An 18,748-nucleotide genomic window follows, 5' to 3' on the forward strand; every position below is an offset into this window, starting at 1 on the left:
GCGGCACTGGCGCCCGGCTTACACCGCCGGCGGATCGGTCTCGCGTGCAAACACCCGGTGCGCGGCCAGCGCGGTCTTGAAGCCGTCCAGCGCCGCTTCCAGGTTGGCCGGGTCGCCCAGCACCAGGCCCGGATCGGCCGAGCCGTCCGGCAGCGCTTGCGGGATCATCGCCTTCGACAACAGGGCCGAGGCGGCGCCGTAGACCAGGATCGGCTTGCCGTGGCGATACTGCTCGCGCAGGAACTCGATCACCAGCGCGTTGCGGCCCAGCGCTTCGGCGGCGGCCGCGCCGTCCGGCACGATCACGCCGTCGTACATCACCGACGGACCGGCTTCGACCGAGATCTCGACGTCGAGCTTGTCGCCATCGACGCTGGCGACCTTGCCCAGCATATTGCCGACCAGGCGCGGCACCGCGCCGTCCTCGAGCAGGCTGGCGTACAGCTTGCCGGCGGAGGCGCCGTCCACGCCCGACGCCACCAGCACCGCCACGCGACGGCCCTTGACGCCGGTCTGGCCCGGACGGCTCAGCAGCGACAGCGGCGGCGACGCTTCATAGGCCGGGATCGGGGCGTCGCTCGCCAGCGGCAGCGGCGCCGGCACTTCCATGCCCAGGCCCTCGGCCACGCGATTGACCAGGACCGCGTCGACGTTGGCCAGCATGGCCAGCATGCGTTCGCGCACGGCCGGGGTCTGCACCCGGGTCAGCTCGAAGCGGAAGGCATTCACGATGTGGTTCTGCTCGGCCGGCGTCTGGCTGTGCCAGAACAGGCGCGCCTGGCCGTAGTGCTCGGCGAACAGCTCGGGCTTGCCGCGCACCTTGTCTTCGCTCGGCTGGCGCTCGGGGAAGCTCATGAAGCCCATCTTGCCGGCCTGGAACGGGCAGCCGCCGCCCAGCGAATTCGGTTCGTAGTTCACGCGCCCGCGGTTGATCGCCTGGCGGTGGAAGCCGTCGCGCTGGTTGTTCTGGATCTGCACGATCGGCGAATTGATCGGGATCTCGTGGAAGTTCGGGCCGCCCAGGCGCGTCAATTGGGTGTCCTGGTAGGAGAAGTTACGACCCTGCAGCAGCGGGTCGTTGGTGAAGTCGATGCCCGGCACCACGTGCGAGGTGCAGAACGCGACCTGCTCGGTCTCGGCGAAGAAGTTGTCCGGGTTACGGTCCAGCACCAGCTTGCCGACCGGGGTCAGCGGCACCAGTTCTTCCGGCACCAGCTTGGTCGGATCCAGGATGTCGAAGGCGAAGCCAGCGGCCTGTTCTTCCGTAAAGATCTGCAGGCCCAGTTCCCATTCGGGGAAATTACCGGCCTCGATCGACTCCCACAGGTCGCGCCGGTGGAAGTCGGGGTCGGCGCCCGAGATGCGCACCGCTTCGTCCCACACCAGCGAGTGGGTGCCTTGCTTCGGCGTCCAGTGGAACTTGACGAAGCGCGATTCGCCCTGCGCATTGACCAGGCGGAAGGTGTGCACGCCGAAGCCCTGCATGGTGCGGTAGCTGCGCGGAATGGCGCGGTCCGACATCACCCACATCAGCATGTGCGCGATCTCGGGCGAGAGCGAGGCGAAGTCCCAGAAGGTGTCGTGCGCGCTCGAGGCCTGCGGCATGGCGTGGTGCGGTTCCGGTTTCACCGAGTGCACCACGTCCGGGAACTTCATCGGGTCCTGGATGAAGAACACCGGGATGTTGTTGCCCACCAGGTCCCAGTTGCCTTCCTCGGTATAGAACTTGACGGCGAAGCCGCGCACGTCGCGCGCGGTGTCGGTCGAGCCGCGCTCGCCGGCCACGGTCGAGAAGCGCACGAACACCGGGGTGCGCTTGCCCTTCTTCGAGAACGGGATGGCGCGCGTCAGCTTGCTGAAGTCGTCATAGGCTTCGAAGTAGCCGTGCGCGGCCGAGCCGCGCGCATGCACCACGCGCTCGGGAATGCGCTCGTGGTCGAAGTGCATGATCTTTTCGCGCAGGATGAAGTCTTCCAGCAAGGTCGGGCCGCGCAGGCCGGCCTTCAGCGAATGCTGATTGTCGGCCACCGGCACGCCCTGGTTGGTGGTCAGGTGGCGCTTGGCCGGGTCGACGCGCACGCGGTCGAGCGGGTCGACCGTCGGGTTTTCGCCCTTGGGCGGATTGCCGTCACCGACCTTGTCGTTAGCGATGATCTCGCTGGCGGTGCTGCCGGTGGCGGCGTGGGTCGAGGGCTTGAAGTGTTCGCCCTCGGGCGGAATACGCGAGGCCTCGCCGTATTCGCTGGCCTTGGTCGCGTTGTAGGGACGCTCGGCGGAGAGTTCCTGTTCGGACGGAATCTTGTCCAGCAGGCGGTCGGCGACCGGATTGCTGATCCCCAGGCTGCTCGGCGGGTTGGCGTCGGACGGGCCGGCCACGGTGCTCAGAATCGAGCCTGCGCCTTCGACGGCGCTGGGGTTCTTCGGAGTGTTCATCCTTGTCCTCGTATTGTTGGGTTAAAGAAGTAGCCCGAACAACATAGCCCATCAATATGAGGTGGTACTGTGGGATCACACACATAGTGCAATTAATGCACTAAATTATTTCTATTGCAACGATAGCGGTGTGCTATTAATGACGCGGTGACATGTTTGTTGCATTGCCGGTGGCGCGCGCCAGATTGTGGCGCGCTTGCCATTCAAGTCGGCTCTGCAGGACGGGCGTGGCATAGATTGCGTCGCGTTCGAGAAAGCCGCGCAGGACCGCGCGCCGCTTGACTGCGTAGATCTCGGGGGCGACCCAGGCGTACTCGGCGCGGATCTGGCGCTCGTATTCGGCGAAGCGCGGTTCGGGCGCGCCGAGGATGGCGAGGTCGATGTCGGTGAGCAGGGCCGCGTCCGGGTTGGTGGAAGCCGGCGCGGCGCCATGGCAGGTGGCCATGATCAGGTCGTGGATGCGCTGCACGCTGTCCGGTCCGAGGCCGGCGCCGCACAGGGCCTCGCCGGCCCAGCGCGCCGAGCGCGCTTCGTTGTCGTGGGCGCGTACGTCGTAGACGGCGTCGTGGAACCAGAGCGCCAGTTCGATTTCGGCGGGGCGTTGCGCCTGGTCGCGCAGATCGTCGAACAGCGCCAGGCATTCTGTCAGATGCTGCAGGGTGTGATAGTGGCGCTGCGGTTCGCGCCAGGCGCCCATTAACTGCGCCAACAGACCCGCAGGCGGCGTCAGCATCAGCGCGCTCCAGAGCGCGTGCCAGCGTTGCGTCATCCCATCTGCTGCCGGTGGCGATATCGGTGTTGTGTTCATCGTCAGGCCTCAAGTCAGCATGGCGTGGATTCAGTGGCACAGGACTTCGACCTGCGTCTCGCCTGCATGGCCTCCCTTCTTTCCAGTCACCGAGCATTCCTGGATTTCATCAGGGAGCCGCTTCGCGAGCGACGCCTCGCCGAATACGCCGTAATCACACCTCAACCACTTGCCTTCAGGATACTCGCCCTTCAACGAATACTTTCTTGTCCAGCCCGTTTTCGTTTGCGTGTACCTGTCTTCGCGCAGAACCCCAAGGCGCTCAGGAGGGCCGTCCGCCAGCGCAGCACTGCTAAGATACAGTGGCGACGATACGAAGGGCTTCCATTCCGGACCAGGCGCAGTCAGCTTTACCGATGTCTCCGGAACGGAATGGGGACACGCAAACAGAGCCTCAGCGGCAGATGCATTCTTTCCCAGCACCAAGGCGAAGGGCAGGGCGGCAAGCACGGATACTATTTTCATGACTCATCCGATCACGAAAAAAACACCAACATCGCCGCTAAAGGCGCTTGCTACTACATCAATATTACGTCGTACTGTTCCTGCGGATACCCCTTTTCCACCTGCAGCGAAATCCGCTTGCCGATGAAGTCCCCCAGCATCGCCAAGTGCTGCGACTCTTCTTCCAGGAACAGGTCGATCACCTCCTGCGAAGCGACGATGCGGAATTCGCGTGGGTTGAACTGCTTGGCTTCGCGCAGCAGTTCGCGCAGGATTTCGTAGCAGATGGTGCGGCTGGTCTTGACCTGCCCCTTGCCGGCGCAGGCCGGGCACGGCTCGCACAGGATGTGGGCCAGCGATTCGCGCGTGCGCTTCCTGGTCATCTCGACCAGGCCGAGGGCCGAGAAGCCGCTCACCGAGACCTTGGTACGGTCGCGCGCCAGGGTCTTCTTGAGCTCGGCGAGCACCTGGTTGCGGTGCTCGTTGTTCTCCATGTCGATGAAGTCGAGGATGATGATGCCGCCCAGGTTGCGCAGGCGCAGCTGGCGCGCGATGGCGTGCGCCGCTTCCAGGTTGGTTTTAAAGATGGTGTCGGCGAAATTGCGTCCGCCGACGTAGCCGCCGGTGTTGACGTCGATGGTCGTCATCGCCTCGGTCTGGTCGACGATCAGGTAGCCGCCGGACTTGAGGTCGACGCGCCGCCCCAGCGCGCGCAGGATTTCTTCTTCCACGCCGTACAGGTCGAACAGCGGACGCTCGCCGGTGTAGTGCGCCATGCGCGACAGCACGCTCGGGGTATACACCTGGGCGAATTCGACCAGTTTCAGGAAGTTCTCGCGCGAATCGACCTGGATGCTGGCCGTTTCTTCGTGCACGAAGTCGCGCAGCACGCGCTGGGCCAGGCTCAGGTCCTGGTACAGCAGCGTGGTCGGGGGCAGGGTGCGCGCGCCCTGCACGATCGCGCCCCAGGTCTTGCGCAGATAGTCGACGTCGGCGGACAGGTCCTCGAGCGAGGCTTCCTCGGCCTGGGTGCGCACGATGTAGCCGCCTTTTTCGTCGGCCGGGAGCAGGCTCTGCAGCTTGGTGCGCAGTTGCTCGCGGTCGGCTTCCTTCTCGATCTTTTGCGAGATGCCGATGTGGTGGTCTTGCGGCAGGTACACCAGCATGCGCCCGGCGATCGAGATCTGGGTCGACAGGCGCGCGCCCTTGGTGCCGATCGGGTCCTTGATCACCTGCACGGTGAGCACCTGGCCGTCGAACAGCAGCTTTTCGATAGGGGTCGGTGGGGCGTTGCTGCCGTCGTGGGGACGGGCTTCCCAGATGTCGGCCACGTGGAGGAAGGCGGCGCGTTCCAGGCCGATGTCGATGAAGGCCGACTGCATGCCCGGCAGCACCCGCACCACCTTGCCCAGATAAACGTTCCCCGCCAACCCGCGCGTGAGCGTGCGCTCGATGTGCAGCTCTTGCACCGCGCCCTGCAGGACCAGCGCCACGCGCGTTTCCTGCGGAGTGATGTTGATGAGGATGTCTTCGTTCATGGACCCGGCCGCGCGTATTGTTCAGGGTGACAATGATACACGCTGGGGTGCGGCCTGCGGGGGCGCCGTGGTCCCGGATTCAGCGCCGGATTCAGCTCCGGATTCAGATCGAGAGGCCGGCCTTGCGCAGCAGATTGGCGGTCTCGAACAGCGGCAAGCCCATGATCCCGGAATGGCTGCCCTCGATATGCTCGATGAACAGCGCCGCCGGTCCCTGGATGCCGTAGCCGCCGGCCTTGTCGTAGGGCTCGCTGGTGGCGCAGTAGGCGCGGATCTGGGCCGGGGTCAGTTCGGCGAAGCGCACGTTGGACACCTGCGTGATCTGTTCCGCACAGCGCTCGGCGTGCACCGCGACCGAGGTCAAGACCTGGTGGGTGCGGCCCGACAGGCGTTCAAGCATGGCGACCGCTTCTCGGTTATCAATCGGCTTGCCCAAAATCTCGCCGTCGATGGTGACGGTGGTGTCCGCCGTCAGCACCGGACGCAGCGGCTGGCGGCGCTGCAGCAGCAGGTTAAAGGCGAACGCGCCTTTCTCCTTGGCCACGCGTGCCACGTAGTCGTGCACGTCCTCGCCCGGCAGCACGTCCTCGCTGACGTCGACCACACGGCCCGGATCGCTGCGTAGCAGCATCAGCTCGAAATCAACATTGATCTGACGCAGCAGTTCGCGCCGGCGCGGGCTCTTGGAAGCGAGATAGATTCGATTGTGCTTGTGTTTCATCGAGGTTCGGACACGGTGATTCAGAGACGGCGATTCAGACGCGGTGAGTCAGACGCGGTGATACGGATGATTCTGCGTGATCGACCAAGCTCGGTACAATTGTTCCGCAAGCATGACACGGACGATGCCGTGTGGCAATGTCATACTCGAAATTCTAATCAATCCTTCGGCGCGCGCCTTGAGCTCGGGGTCGAGCCCGTCGGCGCCGCCGATCAGGAAAGCAGTGTCGCGGCCGTCGCGTTGCCAGGTTTCCAGCTGCTGCGACAGGCCGACGCTGGTCAGGTCCTTGCCGCGCTCGTCGAGCGCGATGATGCGTACGCCCTTCGGCAGCGCCGCCTCGATGCGCTCGCGTTCGAGCGCCATCGCGGTGGCCGCGGTCTTGCTGCCCGAGCGTTCGACCGGCTTGATTTCCTTGAGCACGATGCGCAGCTCGGGCGGCATGCGCTTGGTGTACTCGGTAAAGCCGGACTCGATCCAGGCCGGCATCTTATGACCGACCGCGGCAATGATCAGCTGCATGAAAAAGCGTCCGAACGATTACTCGTCTGTCTTCTTGATGCGGCGGATCACCTTTTTCGCAGGCGCCGCTGCCTCGGCGGCCGGGGCGGCGGCCTTCGGCGTACGCTTCGGCGGTTTCGCCTTCAGCGCTTCGACGGCGGCGGTTTCGCTCTTGCTCGGCGCGACCTTCACGGTCTTGCCGGTCGGGACGGCTGCCTTCTTGGCGGCCGGCTTTTTCGCAGCGGTGGTGCCGGCGCTGGCAGCAGTACCTGCGGTCTTCGAGGCGGCGGTGGCGCGCTTGGCGGCCGGCTTGCGCTCCGCAGTTCGCTCATTCACCGGTTTCGCGGCTTCCTGTTCCTGGTTGGCGGCCAGGTGCTTCGACTTGGTTTTCGGCGCATCGGCTTCGATGCCTTCGGCGGTCGACTTGCGCTTGGCGGCGCCCAGCTTGACCGGCTTCTCGCCCCAGATCTCTTCCAGGCGGTAGTACTGGCGGATCGCCGGCTGCATGATGTGCACGATCATGTCGCCCAGGTCGACCAGCACCCATTCGCCGGTGTCTTCGCCTTCCAGGCCGACGACGTCGCCGCCTGCGGCCTTGACCTTGTCGCGCACCGAGGCGGCCAGCGCCTTGGTCTGGCGGTTCGACGTGCCCGAGACCACGGCGATGCGGTCGAACAGGCTGGTCAGGTGGGTCGTGTCGAACAGGACGATGTCCTGGCCCTTGACGTCTTCCAGGGCGTCGACCACGAGCGTTTGCAGTTTCTTGATATCCATTAGTTCTTATACAGGTTATGTTGTTGAATGTAGTCTAGCACTTGCGCCATCGCGGGCGCGTTCATGTCCGCGCCCAGCGCGGTGCGCAGGTTCGCGTCCCTGGTGGCGTCCGTGCCGGCCTGCAAGGCCGCGCGGATGCGGGTGGCCGACACGTCGACCGCCAGCGTCTGCGCGAGACAGACTTTGCCGTGCGCGCTGGCGCGCACCGCGTCGGGCGTTGCAAGCCGCGCCGACAATTCTTGTGCCACCTGAGGTGGCAATGCTTCCTGGGCCAGGTCGTAGCCGGGGCGCGTCGCCACGCCCAGGTTGGCCAGCCCGAACAGCTCGCGCCAGTCGCGCCAGGTATCCAGCCGCTGCAGCTGGTCGGCGCCCATCAGGAACACGATCGATGCCTTGTCGCCCAGCTCGGCGCGCAAGGATCGCAGCGTGTCGACCGAGTAGGTCGGCGCGCCGTTCTGGCTGCGAACGATTTCCTGGCGGTCGATCGTGGCCTTCGGTGTTACTTCCGCGAAGGCCAGTTCGAGCATGGCGACGCGGTCGTCGTCGCCGGCCTGCAGGGAGCGCTTCTGCCATGGGCGGCCGGCCGGCAGGATGCGCAGCGCGTCCGGCTGCAGCAATTGCGCGAACAGCCGGGCCAGCGCGACGTGGCCATGGTGTACCGGGTCGAAGCTGCCGCCAAGAACGGCGACGCAGGTCGGGCGCTCCGGCGGGCCGGAGGTCGCCATCACGACGCCAGCCAGTCCCGGTGCACCAGGAAGTCGGAATACAGACGCTCTTCCGCGCTGCCCGGTTCCGGATGCCAGTCGTAGCGCCATTTGACGATCGGCGGCATCGACATCAGGATCGCTTCGGTGCGTCCGCCCGACTGCAGGCCGAACAGCGTGCCGCGGTCCCACACCAGGTTGAACTCGACGTAGCGGCCGCGGCGGTAGGCCTGGAAGTCGCGTTCGCGTTCGCCGTACGGCTGGTCCTTGCGCGCATTCACGATCGGCAGGTAGGCGTCGAGGAAGCCGTCGCCGACGCTTTGCATCATTGCGAACGACTGATCGAAGCCGAGCTCGTTGAAGTCGTCGAAGAAGATGCCGCCGACGCCGCGCGGCTCCTTGCGGTGCTTCAGGTAGAAGTACTCGTCGCACCAGGTCTTGAAGCGATCGTGCAGCGTGTCGCCGAACGGCGCCAGGGCGTCGTGGCAGACCTGGTGGAAGTGGCGCACATCCTGTTCGTTGCCGTAGTACGGGGTCAGGTCCATGCCGCCGCCGAACCACCAGACCGGGTCCTTGCCCGGGGCGGTGGCTTCGAAGAAGCGCACGTTCATGTGCACCGTCGGGGCGTACGGGTTGCGCGGGTGCAGCACCAGCGACACGCCCATCGCTTCCCACGCGCGGCCGGCCAGTTCCGGGCGCACGGCGCTGGCCGATGGCGGCAGGGCGGCGCCGGTGACGTGCGAGAAATTCACGCCGCCGCGCTCGAACACATTGCCTTCTTCGATCAGGCGCGAGATGCCGCCGCCGCCTTCAGGGCGTTCCCAGCTGTCGCGCAGGAAGGGCTTGCCGTCGACCTGCTCGAGGGCGGCGACGATGCGCGCTTGCAGGTCGAGCAGCCAGGCTTTGACGATGGCGGGATCGGGGGAGGACATGCGGTTCGGGTGCGGAAGTGAAAAAGTGCGCAGATTGTACACCTGCGCGTGGGGTTGATTCTAATTGGGGTGTTGCCGAGGTATGTGGTGCAAGGTGGCCGTGTGGCTGATCTGCGGACTTGGATTCCCGCCTGCGCGGGAATGACGTTCATAAGAACTGTCTGAGAATCACCGTATCCGGTTCTTTCACCACAAACCTGAAAACCGTCGTTCCCGCGAAGGCGGGAACCCAAGTTCAACCAGCATTGCGCAGCCGCGCCAGCGAATTATTTCACGCCGCGCCAGCCGATATCGCGCCGGTACTGCGCGCCATTGAAGTGGATGCGCTCGACCGTCTCGTAAGCCTGCTTTTGCGCCATCTTGACGCTGTCGCCCAGGCCCACCACGCACAGCACGCGGCCGCCGCTGGTCTGCAGCGTGCCGCCCACGGTGCGGGTGCCGGCGTGGAAGGTGACGCATTCCGGGGTCTCGGCCGGGATGCCGTCGATCACGTCGCCCTTGCGCGGGCTGTCCGGATAGCCGGCGGCGGCCATCACCACGCCCACCGCGGTGCGGCGGTCCCACTCCAGCTCGACCGTGTCGAGGCTGCCGTTGCAGGCGTGCTCGAGCACCGTGGCGAAGTCGCTCTTCAGGCGCGTCATGATCGGCTGGGTTTCCGGGTCGCCCATGCGGCAGTTGAATTCGAGCGTGCGCGGGTTGCCTTCGCCGTCGATCATCAGGCCGGCGTACAGGAAGCCGGTGAACGGGATGCCGTCGCGCGCCATGCCCTGGATGGTCGGGTTGATGATCTCGCGCATCACGCGCGCATGCATCGACGGCGTCACGATCGGCGCCGGCGAATAGGCGCCCATGCCGCCCGTGTTCGGGCCCTGGTCGTTGTCCTGCAGGCGCTTGTGGTCCTGGCTGGTGGCCAGCGCCAGCACGTTCCTGCCGTCGCACATGACGATGAAGCTGGCTTCTTCGCCGGCCAGGAATTCCTCGATCACGATGCGCGCGCCGGCGTCGCCGAAGGCGTTGTCGGACAGCATGTGATCGACGGCGCCGTGCGCTTCGTCCCGCGACATCGCCACCACCACGCCCTTGCCGGCGGCCAGGCCGTCGGCCTTGATCACGATCGGGGCGCCGTTGGCGTCGATGTAGGCGTGCGCCTCCGCCGCATCGGAGAAGGTCTGGTACTTGGCGGTCGGGATGCCGTGGCGCTGCATGAAGGCCTTGGCGAAGTCCTTCGAGCTTTCCAGCTGGGCCGCTTCGCGGGTCGGGCCGAAGATCTTCAGGCCGCGCGAACGGAACAGGTTGACGATGCCGGCGGCCAGCGGCGCTTCCGGACCGACCAGGGTCAGGGCCACCCCTTCGGAGACCACGAAGTCGGCCAGCGCTTCCGGTTCGCTCAGCTGCACGGTGACCAGACGCGCGTCGCGCTCGGTGCCGCCGTTGCCGGGCGCGACGAAGACCGTCTGCACACGTTCCGATTGGGCCAGTTTCCACGCCAGCGCGTGTTCGCGGCCGCCCGAGCCGACTACGAGGATTTTCATATGCTACCTACTCTTATTCTTCGATCACGGCGTTGGTGTACACCTCTTGCACGTCGTCCAGGTTTTCCAGCGCGTCGAGGATCTTCTGCATCTTGATCGCGTCTTCGCCGGTGAACACGGTCTCGGTCGCGGGCTTCATGATCACTTCGGCCACCTCGGCCTTGAAACCGGCCGACGCCAAAGCTTCCTTCACGCCGGCGAAGGCGTGCGGATCGCACAGCACCTCGAAGCCACCTTCTTCGTCGGCCACCACGTCGTCGGCGCCGGCTTCCAGCGCCGCTTCCATCAGCTTGTCTTCGTCGACGCCGGGCGCGAACAGGAACTGGCCGGTGTGCGTGAACATGAACGCGACCGAACCTTCGGTGCCCATATTGCCGCCGTACTTGTTGAAGGCGTGGCGCACTTCGGCCACGGTGCGCACGCGGTTGTCGGTCAGGCAGTCGACGATGATCGCCGCGCCGCCGATGCCATAGCCTTCGTAGCGCACTTCTTCGTAGTTCACGCCTTCGAGTTCGCCCGAGCCGCGCTGGATCGCACGGGTGACGTTATCCTTCGGCATGTTGGCGTCGGCCGCCTTGTCGACCGCGAGACGCAGGCGCGGGTTGGACGCGATGTCGCTGCCGCCCATGCGCGCCGCCACGGTGATCTCCTTGATCAGGCGCGTCCAGATCTTGCCGCGCTTGGCGTCAGTAGCGGCTTTCTTGTGCTTGATATTGGCCCATTTGCTGTGTCCAGCCATGTTCGAGAATCCTTAGACGGTATGCAAGAGTGGCCGATATTCTAGCATAGCCCCCCTTGCCAAAATCGCCGCGGACTCGTCATGGAAACAACAGTCGGGTGCCCAATGCCAGCAGCGCCAGCCCGCCCGCGCAGGCGATCCAGTGGCCGGCGTCGAACCGGATTTCGGCCAGTACCAGCAGGCCGATGGCGGCGATCGCGGCCGGGTTATCGGGCCCCGCCGCCAGCAGCACCAGCATCAGCAGCCAGCAGCAACCCAGGCTCTGGTAGGCGTGCGCCGCGCCGCGGCCGAAGGCGCCGGCCAGGCCGTCGCGCCAGCCGGCCAGGATGCCGGGTAGCGGCGCGCGGCAGTGCTCCAGGCAGGCGTGCTTGGCTGGCGTCCACTGGTAGATGCCGGCCGCCGCCAGCGCCAGGCCGAGCACGGTGGGGTGGCGCGCCGTGCCGGCGGCGGCCGCCGCATCGAGGGTCCATTGGGCAATCATCGCCAGCAGCGCGAAGCCGGTCCAGGCGAGCAGGTAGGCCAGCACGAACAGGAAGGTGCACAGGCGCGCGCGGCGCCGCGCCGACTGCGCGCGCCGTCCCGCCAGGCGCGCGAACAGCACCGCCGCGCGGCTGGCCAGCGGCAGCATCAGGGCCGTGCACAGGCCGGCCCACATCAGGAACAGCAGCGCCATCTGGGCGGCGCGCCAGGGCAGGGAAGGGGCGGCGGCGCTCTCCATCATGGCATCGAAGGTGGGCGGCGCGACCAGGGCCAGGGCGGCCCAGCACACGCTGGCCAGCAGCGACAGCAGCAGCAGGGCCAGTGCGACCGGGCGGTCGCTGCCGGCGCGCAGATCGGGCTCGCCAAAGGTCATCGCGGCGCTCCGTGGACCTGTGCGGCGCAGGTGTTGCGGGTCATGGGCTTCTCCTGTCGGGGTGCACTAGGCTGTTCGACCGCACCGCCGGCGCCTCCGTTCGGCGAGCGCGGCCCCGGGATTGCCGGACCGGCACCGGGATCCGGCACGGTTGTTGTCTGCTCATGCGTTGTGGCGGCGGCACTGCGTCTCCCGCGCAACAGCGCCGGGCGTACTGGTCCGTGCGTTCGTGGCGCTGGAAGCATGCTGGCGGCCGCTTTTCAGCGTTGCCGCCACAGCCGTGCGCCGTGATTGATCCTGTTCAGCATCCGTGGACGCCGCCGGTGTTTATTCTTGACCTGGGAATGGATGCGGTATCCTTGGTGCTCCCCGTCTTTACCGACAGTCTCTACCAACACTACGCGCGCCGACATGACCACGACCACCGCTTCCGCCGCCCAGCCCCCACAGGTTCCACGCATCGCCCTGATCGCCCACGACAAGAAGAAGGACGACATGATCTCGCTCGCCGCCGAATACCTCGACTTTTTGAAAGGCTGCACGCTGTCGGCCACCGGCACCACCGGCGGGCGCCTGATCAACGAGCTGGGCCTGAGTGTCGAGCGCAAGCATTCCGGTCCGGTCGGCGGCGACCTGCAGATCGGCGCCCAGCTGGTCGACGGCCTGGTCGATTGCGTGATCTTCCTGCGCGACCCGATGACGCCGCAGCCGCACGAACCCGACATCAACGCCCTGGTGCGCGCCTGCGATGTGCACAACGTGCCGTGCGCCACCAACGTCTCGACCGCGCGCCTGGTGCTGTCGCAGTTGCAGGGTGCGCGCCGCTAAGTCCCGTTACTTTATCGAGGAGAGGTCCATGCACGCCAAAGCGATCCGCTTCGCCGCCACCGGCGGCCCCGAAGTCCTGGAATACGTCGACGTCGAGGTGGGCGCGCCCGGCCCCGGCGAGGCGCTGGTGCGCCAGCATGCGATCGGCCTGAACTTCATCGACGTGTATTACCGCACCGGCCTGTACCCGCAGCCGCTGCCGTCCGGCCTGGGCCGCGAAGGCGCGGGCGTGGTCGAAGCGGTGGGGGAGGGCGTAACGCACCTGCAGCCGGGGGACCGGGTCGCCTACGCGGGCGGACCGAACGGCGCCTATGCCGAGCTGCGCACGATGCCGGCCGACGTGCTGGTGCGCCTGCCGGATGCGGTCGGCTTCGACACCGCCGCCGCCATGATGCTGCAGGGCCTGACGGTGCAGTACCTGCTGCGCAGCACCTATCCGGTGAAAGCCGGCGAAACCATCCTGCTCCACGCCGCGGCCGGCGGCGTCGGCCTGATCGCCTGCCAGTGGGCGCGCGCCCTGGGCGTCGAGCTGATCGGCACCGTGGGCTCGAAAGAAAAGGCCGAGCTGGCGCTGGCGCACGGCGCCGCCCACGTGATCAATTACAACGAGGAAGACATCGCCGCGCGCGTGCGCGAGATCACGAACGGCGCCGGGGTGCCGGTGGTGTACGACTCGGTCGGCAAGGATACCTTCGCCGCCTCGCTGGCCTGCCTGCGCCGGCGTGGACTGATGGTCAGCTTCGGCAATTCGTCCGGCCCGGTACCGCCGGTGGCGCCGGGCGAACTGTCGAAACACGGCTCGCTGTACCTGACGCGGCCGACGCTGGGCGACTACATGGCCACCCGCGACGAGCTGGAGGCGATGGCGGCCGACCTGTTCGAGGTGGTCACCAGCGGCAAGGTGAAGGTCGAGGTGCGCCAGCGCTTTCCGCTGGCGCAAGCGGCCGAGGCGCACCGCGCGCTGGAAGGGCGGCGCACGACCGGGTCGACGGTGTTGCTGCCATAAAAAAACGTCGTTCCTGCCAGCGGCGGGAACGACGTTTTCAGGATGGTGCGGCGGACTGCGTCGCTTACGACTTCGGTTCCTGCTTCAGTTCGACCCGGCGCGCCACGCCCGACGGTCCCGGGAACCCTTCGAACGCGCTCTGCACCAGCGCCGGCATGATTTCCGGCGTCGACATATTGCGGCTGGTATTGTGCACCGTGACATCGAACAAGCGTTTGCCGTCGCGCGCCTGCTTGATCGACACCTGCAGCTCGCGCCGGAAGTGGTGCTCGATCGAGCTCTGGTAGGCCGGGTACGGGCTCCAGAACGGATCGTAGAACGGGCTGTACCAGCCGCCCCAGTAGCGGCGGTTGAAGCCGCGGTAGCCATAGCCGCGGAAGCCGAAACGGGCCGACGGGTAGTAGTACGGCGTCATCAGCGGTTCCAGCACCCGCACCGGGATGTCGGTGGTGGTGAAGCGCATCGACACCGTCAACGCCGGCGTGGCGCCGTTGGCGTCGGTGAAGCCCTGGCGCGCCAGCTGGCCGCGCACCAGTTCCTTGTAGCTCTGCCATTCCAGCGTATCGTCGGGCGGTGGCGGCACTTCGAACACGTAGCTCTTGTCGGCGATCTGCGCCGGCCACTGGTGGAAGGTGGTGACATCGCTGCGGATGGTGGTCGCGCAACCGCCCAGCAGCAGCGCGAGCGCCGTACCGGCAGCGACCATGATGAGGCGTTTCATGCATTTCTCCCTGTTTTATACGTTCGGTATTTCCCCGATGCTCCAGCTTAGCGCTTGTCCAGAATCCATAGACCAGAATTTACACCCGGTTACGCGCCGTACCCGCCCGATACATGACGACACATTCACTTCCCGCCGCGCGCCCGTGGCGCGTCCGGCAAGCTTGTCGAAACGCTCAGAACCGGGGCTTATGGGTACAATAAGGTCTTCTCCCACTGTGTCAGCGGAATAACCCATGCGCACCGATACGCCCCAGACCATCTACCGGAAAGACTATACCCCGCCAAGCTACCTCGTGGATACTGTCGAGCTCGGCTTCGACCTGGACCCGGCCCGCACCGTCGTCGCCAACCGCTTGACGCTGCGCCGCAATCCGCTGGGCGTCGACCGCGCCATCGAACTGCACGGTGAAGACATTGAACTGGTGGCGCTGCGCCTGAACGGCAAGGCTTTGAGCGTCGGCGAATACCGCCTGGCCAATAATTTGCTGGTCATTCCCGATACACCGGACACGCCGGACGAGCTGGTGCTGGAAATCGAGACCGTCTGCGTGCCCGAGCAGAACACCACGCTCAGCGGCCTGTACGTGTCGAACGGAAACTTCTTCACGCAATGCGAAGCGGAAGGCTTCCGCCGCATCACCTATTTCCCGGACCGTCCCGATGTGATGGCCAAGTACACCGTGATGCTGCGCGCGGATAAAGCCCGCTATCCGGTGCTGCTGTCCAACGGCAACCTGATCGAAGAGGGCGAGCTGGACGACGGCCGCCACTACGCGCTGTGGGAAGACCCGTTCAAGAAGCCCTCTTACCTGTTCGCGCTGGTGGCGGCGCAGCTGGTGTGTCAGGAAGAAACCTTCCGCCTGGCCGACGGCCGCGACGCGCTGCTGCAGGTATGGGTCGAAGAGGGCAACCTCGACAAGACCGACTACGCGATGCAGTCGCTCAAGCACAGCATCCGCTGGGACGAGGAAAAATACGGCCTCGAGCTCGACCTGGACCGCTTCATGATCGTCGCCACCAGCGACTTCAACATGGGCGCGATGGAAAACAAGGGCCTGAACATCTTCAACACCAAGTTCGTGCTGGCCAACCCGCGGGTGGCGACCGACATCGACTTCCAGGGTATCGAGGCGGTGGTGGCGCACGAATACTTCCACAACTGGACCGGCAACCGCGTGACCTGCCGCGACTGGTTCCAGCTGTCGCTGAAAGAAGGCCTGACCGTGTTCCGCGACCAGGAATTCACGGCCGACATGATCGGCACCGAGACCGGCCGCGCCGTGACCCGCATCGACCAGGTGCGCACGCTGCGCCAGGCCCAGTTTCCGGAAGACGCCGGCCCGATGGCGCACCCGGTGCGGCCCGACTCGTTTGTCGAGATCAACAATTTTTATACGGTGACGGTGTACGAAAAAGGCGCCGAGGTGGTGCGCATGTATCAGACCCTGTTCGGCGTCGACGGTTTCCGCAAAGGCATGGACCTGTACTTCGAGCGCCATGACGAGCAGGCGGTCGAGTGCGACGATTTCCGCCGCGCCATGGCCGACGCCAATGGCGTGAACCTGACCCAGTTCGAGCGCTGGTACAGCCAGGCCGGCACGCCGGTGCTGCGCTTCGAAGGGCGCTACGACGAAGCGGCGCAAACGTACTCGCTGACGTTGTCGCAATCCTGCCCCCCAACCCCGGGCCAGCCGGAAAAACTGCCGTTCCACATCCCGGTGGCGGTTGGCCTGCTGGATGCCGACGGCAAGGACATGCCGTTGACGGTCGACGGCCAGGAGCGCGGTACCACGGCGGTACTGGAACTGTTCAGCGAAGAGCAGACTTTTGTGTTCAGCAATGTCGCCAGTTCGCCGGTGCCGTCGGTGCTGCGCAACTTCTCGGCGCCGGTGATCCTGCAGGGCAGCTACCTGGATGTCGACCTGCTGCACCTGTTCAACCACGACAGCGACCCGGTCAACCGCTGGGAAGCCGGCCAGCGCCTGGCGATGGGCCGCCTGCTCAAACTCACCGGTGAAGCAAAAGTCGGCGCCAGCCTCAACCTGGACGACACCTTCATCGAAGCGATGCGGAAAATCCTGGTCGACGACAGCCTCGACCCGGCCTTCCGCGAGCAGTGTTTGATGCTGCCGTCCGAAAGCATGATCGCCGAGCAGCTCGACAACGTCGATCCGCTGGCGGTGCACATGGCGCGCCAGTTCGTGCGCGCCAACATCGGCAGCCGCCTGCGCACCGAATTGCTGGCCGCCTACCAGGCCAACCTGACCCCGGGCGATTACAGCCCGGACGCCGCGTCCGCCGGCAAGCGCGCGCTGAAGAACCTGGCGCTGGCTTACCTGAACGCAGCGCCGGACGAAGAAAGCGTGCTGCTGGCCCAGCGCCAGTTCAACGACGCCGGCAACATGACCGACCGCGCCGCCGCCCTGCAAGCCCTGATCGGCTCGCGGGTGCCGGAAGCGGCCGACGCGCTGGACGAGTTCTACGAACTGTTCAAGGGCGAAGCGCTGGTGGTGGACAAGTGGTTCTCCATGCAGGCGTCGGCCCCGACCACCGACGTGGCGGCGGTGCGGGCCTTGATGCGCCATCCGGCCTTCACGCTGCGCAACCCGAACCGTGCGCGCAGCCTGGTGTCTACCTTCTGCGCCAACAACCCGGTCGGCTTCCACGCCCCGGACGGCAGCGGCTACGATTTCTGGGCCGAACAGGTGATCGCGCTCGACGCGCTCAACCCGCAGGTTGCCAGCCGCCTGGCGCGCGCCATGGACCGCTGGCGCCGTTATGCACCGGAACTGCAGGTGCAGATGCAGTCGGCGCTGCAGCGCGTTGCGGGCCAGGCCACGCTGTCGAACGACGTGCGGGAAGTGGTGACCAAGGCACTGTCGAATTGATTAAAACGGTGGCCATCGTAGGGTTGGCCTAGGCGGCCCCGCACTCCGCCGCCGACGCGGTGATTGTTATCGGCTCCGATATCGTGCCGGATGATCTTGCTGCGAACGATCACCGCGTCGGCGGCAAAGCCGCCAACCCTACGTCGTCGATAGTTGGCCGCACCGTACAAAAGAATTGAAACCAAACCTGAGGAAGTCATGAAACGCGTCAGTCTTACGCAATACCTGGTGGAAGAGCAGCGCCAGCACCAGACCATCAACGCCGAGTTGCGCCTCCTGATCGAGGTCGTCGCACGCGCCTGCAAGCGCATCAGCTATTCGGTCAGCAAGGGCGCCCTGGGCGAAGTGCTGGGCAGCGCCGACACCGAGAACATCCAGGGCGAAGTCCAGAAGAAGCTGGACGTGATCTCCAACGAAATCCTGCTGGAAGCCAATGAGTGGGGCGGCCACCTGGCCGCGATGGCGTCCGAGGAAATGGAAACCATCCGCCAGATCCCGAGCCGTTATCCGAAGGGCGAATTCCTGCTGCTGTTCGATCCGCTCGACGGCTCGTCGAACATCGACGTCAACGTCTCGATCGGCACCATCTTCTCGGTGCTGAAGGCCCCGGAAGGCATGGATTCGCCGACCGAGCAGGACTTCCTGCAGCCGGGCACCAGCCAGGTCGCGGCCGGCTACGCCGTGTACGGCCCGCAGACCATGCTGGTGCTGACCACCGGCAATGGCGTGCACTGCTTCACGCTCGACCGCGAGCAGGGTTCGTGGGTGCTGACCCAGAGCGATATGCAGATCCCGCCGGCGACCAAAGAGTTCGCGATCAATATGTCGAACCAGCGCCACTGGCATTCGCCGGTGCAGCGCTACGTCGACGAGCTGCTGGCGGGCTCTACCGGCCCGCGCGGCAAGGATTTCAATATGCGCTGGATCGCCTCGATGGTGGCCGACGTGCACCGCATCCTGACCCGCGGCGGCGTGTTCATGTACCCGGCCGACCGGCGCGATCCGTCGCAGCCGGGCAAGCTGCGCCTGATGTACGAAGCCAATCCGATGGCCATGATCGTCGAGCAGGCCGGCGGCGCCGCCACCGACGGCAAGGGGCGCATCCTGGACATCCCGCCGACCAAGCTGCACCAGCGCGTGCCGGTGTTCCTGGGCTCGAAGGAAGAAGTCGAGGTCGTGACGGGCTATCACGCCGGCTGAACACCTGACTCGGCAAATGATCCGGGAACTTGCCAGGCACTGTAGAAATACAGACTAGCAAGTTTACGGGATTGTTTGCTAGAATATGGTTCTTTCATCAGTACGCGTCTTTGCGCATGCATTGAAG

At 65.7% G+C, this 18,748-nt stretch carries 17 protein-coding genes; 4 read left to right on the plus strand and 13 right to left on the minus strand.

Annotated features, from left to right (window positions below; translation table 11 throughout):
• Window positions 1-18: 18 nt before the first annotated feature.
• The 12 genes from QPK27_RS00495 to QPK27_RS00550 all read right to left on the minus strand — a co-directional run bounded on the left by QPK27_RS00495 (window position 19) and on the right by QPK27_RS00550 (window position 11,976).
• Complete coding sequence (locus tag QPK27_RS00495; RefSeq protein ID WP_290416236.1) at window positions 19-2,433, minus strand: catalase; 2,415 nt, start codon at window positions 2,431-2,433, stop codon at window positions 19-21.
• Window positions 2,434-2,569: 136 nt separating this feature from the next.
• A complete protein-coding gene (locus QPK27_RS00500) occupies window positions 2,570-3,202 on the minus strand; it encodes an N-methyl-D-aspartate receptor NMDAR2C subunit (protein ID WP_290416237.1) in 633 nt (210 codons plus the stop codon).
• 69 nt (window positions 3,203-3,271) lie between these two features.
• A complete protein-coding gene (locus QPK27_RS00505; protein ID WP_290416238.1) occupies window positions 3,272-3,706 on the minus strand; it encodes an STY0301 family protein in 435 nt (144 codons plus the stop codon).
• 53 nt (window positions 3,707-3,759) lie between these two features.
• Complete coding sequence (rng, locus tag QPK27_RS00510) at window positions 3,760-5,223, minus strand: ribonuclease G (protein WP_290416239.1); 1,464 nt, start codon at window positions 5,221-5,223, stop codon at window positions 3,760-3,762.
• A gap of 103 nt (window positions 5,224-5,326) precedes the next feature.
• Window positions 5,327-5,944: a nucleoside triphosphate pyrophosphatase gene (locus QPK27_RS00515; RefSeq protein ID WP_290416240.1), complete on the minus strand. Its 618-nt coding sequence runs from the start codon at window positions 5,942-5,944 to the stop codon at window positions 5,327-5,329.
• A gap of 48 nt (window positions 5,945-5,992) precedes the next feature.
• Window positions 5,993-6,463 (minus strand): 23S rRNA (pseudouridine(1915)-N(3))-methyltransferase RlmH, encoded by a 471-nt coding sequence (gene rlmH, locus QPK27_RS00520; protein WP_071361491.1) that lies wholly within the window; start codon window positions 6,461-6,463, stop codon window positions 5,993-5,995.
• A gap of 18 nt (window positions 6,464-6,481) precedes the next feature.
• Window positions 6,482-7,216, minus strand: coding sequence for a ribosome silencing factor (gene rsfS, locus QPK27_RS00525; RefSeq protein WP_290416241.1), 735 nt, complete (start codon window positions 7,214-7,216; stop codon window positions 6,482-6,484).
• Window positions 7,216-7,941 carry a nicotinate-nucleotide adenylyltransferase gene (locus QPK27_RS00530; RefSeq protein ID WP_290416242.1) on the minus strand — a complete coding sequence of 242 codons (726 nt, stop codon included), beginning with the start codon at window positions 7,939-7,941 and terminating at the stop codon, window positions 7,216-7,218. Before QPK27_RS00530 ends, rsfS begins: the two co-directional genes overlap by 1 nt.
• Window positions 7,941-8,852, minus strand: a complete 912-nt coding sequence (gene hemF, locus QPK27_RS00535; protein WP_290416243.1) for an oxygen-dependent coproporphyrinogen oxidase — start codon at window positions 8,850-8,852, stop codon at window positions 7,941-7,943. Before hemF ends, QPK27_RS00530 begins: the two co-directional genes overlap by 1 nt.
• A 266-nt stretch (window positions 8,853-9,118) precedes the next feature.
• On the minus strand, window positions 9,119-10,384 hold the full coding sequence (purD, locus tag QPK27_RS00540) for a phosphoribosylamine--glycine ligase (protein WP_290416244.1): 1,266 nt from the start codon (window positions 10,382-10,384) through the stop codon (window positions 9,119-9,121).
• Between the two features lie 13 nt (window positions 10,385-10,397).
• Window positions 10,398-11,123: a YebC/PmpR family DNA-binding transcriptional regulator gene (locus QPK27_RS00545; RefSeq protein ID WP_290416245.1), complete on the minus strand. Its 726-nt coding sequence runs from the start codon at window positions 11,121-11,123 to the stop codon at window positions 10,398-10,400.
• Between the two features lie 79 nt (window positions 11,124-11,202).
• The gene (locus tag QPK27_RS00550; protein WP_290416246.1) at window positions 11,203-11,976 is read right to left on the minus strand and encodes a DUF2182 domain-containing protein; all 774 of its coding nucleotides are present in this window, start codon (window positions 11,974-11,976) and stop codon (window positions 11,203-11,205) included.
• Between the two features lie 411 nt (window positions 11,977-12,387).
• Here QPK27_RS00550 and QPK27_RS00555 point away from each other — a divergent pair, with 411 nt between their 5' ends.
• Together QPK27_RS00555 and QPK27_RS00560 are read left to right on the plus strand one after the other, a co-directional pair.
• A complete protein-coding gene (locus tag QPK27_RS00555; protein ID WP_290416247.1) occupies window positions 12,388-12,804 on the plus strand; it encodes a methylglyoxal synthase in 417 nt (138 codons plus the stop codon).
• 28 nt (window positions 12,805-12,832) lie between these two features.
• Entirely contained in the window at window positions 12,833-13,810 is a 978-nt protein-coding gene (locus QPK27_RS00560; protein ID WP_290416248.1) for a quinone oxidoreductase, read from the plus strand.
• A gap of 64 nt (window positions 13,811-13,874) precedes the next feature.
• On the opposite strand, the gene QPK27_RS00565 is transcribed toward QPK27_RS00560, so the two are convergent.
• A complete protein-coding gene (locus QPK27_RS00565; protein WP_290416249.1) occupies window positions 13,875-14,531 on the minus strand; it encodes a DUF4136 domain-containing protein in 657 nt (218 codons plus the stop codon).
• A gap of 235 nt (window positions 14,532-14,766) precedes the next feature.
• Here QPK27_RS00565 and pepN point away from each other — a divergent pair, with 235 nt between their 5' ends.
• Window positions 14,767-17,421, plus strand: coding sequence for an aminopeptidase N (gene pepN / locus QPK27_RS00570; protein WP_290416250.1), 2,655 nt, complete (start codon window positions 14,767-14,769; stop codon window positions 17,419-17,421).
• A 198-nt stretch (window positions 17,422-17,619) separates the two neighbouring features.
• Window positions 17,620-18,621, plus strand: coding sequence for a class 1 fructose-bisphosphatase (locus tag QPK27_RS00575; RefSeq protein ID WP_290416251.1), 1,002 nt, complete (start codon window positions 17,620-17,622; stop codon window positions 18,619-18,621).
• Window positions 18,622-18,748: the final 127 nt, after the last annotated feature.

It is taken from the genome of Massilia sp. YIM B02443 (assembly GCF_030411955.1).
Classification (GTDB): domain Bacteria; phylum Pseudomonadota; class Gammaproteobacteria; order Burkholderiales; family Burkholderiaceae_D; genus Telluria.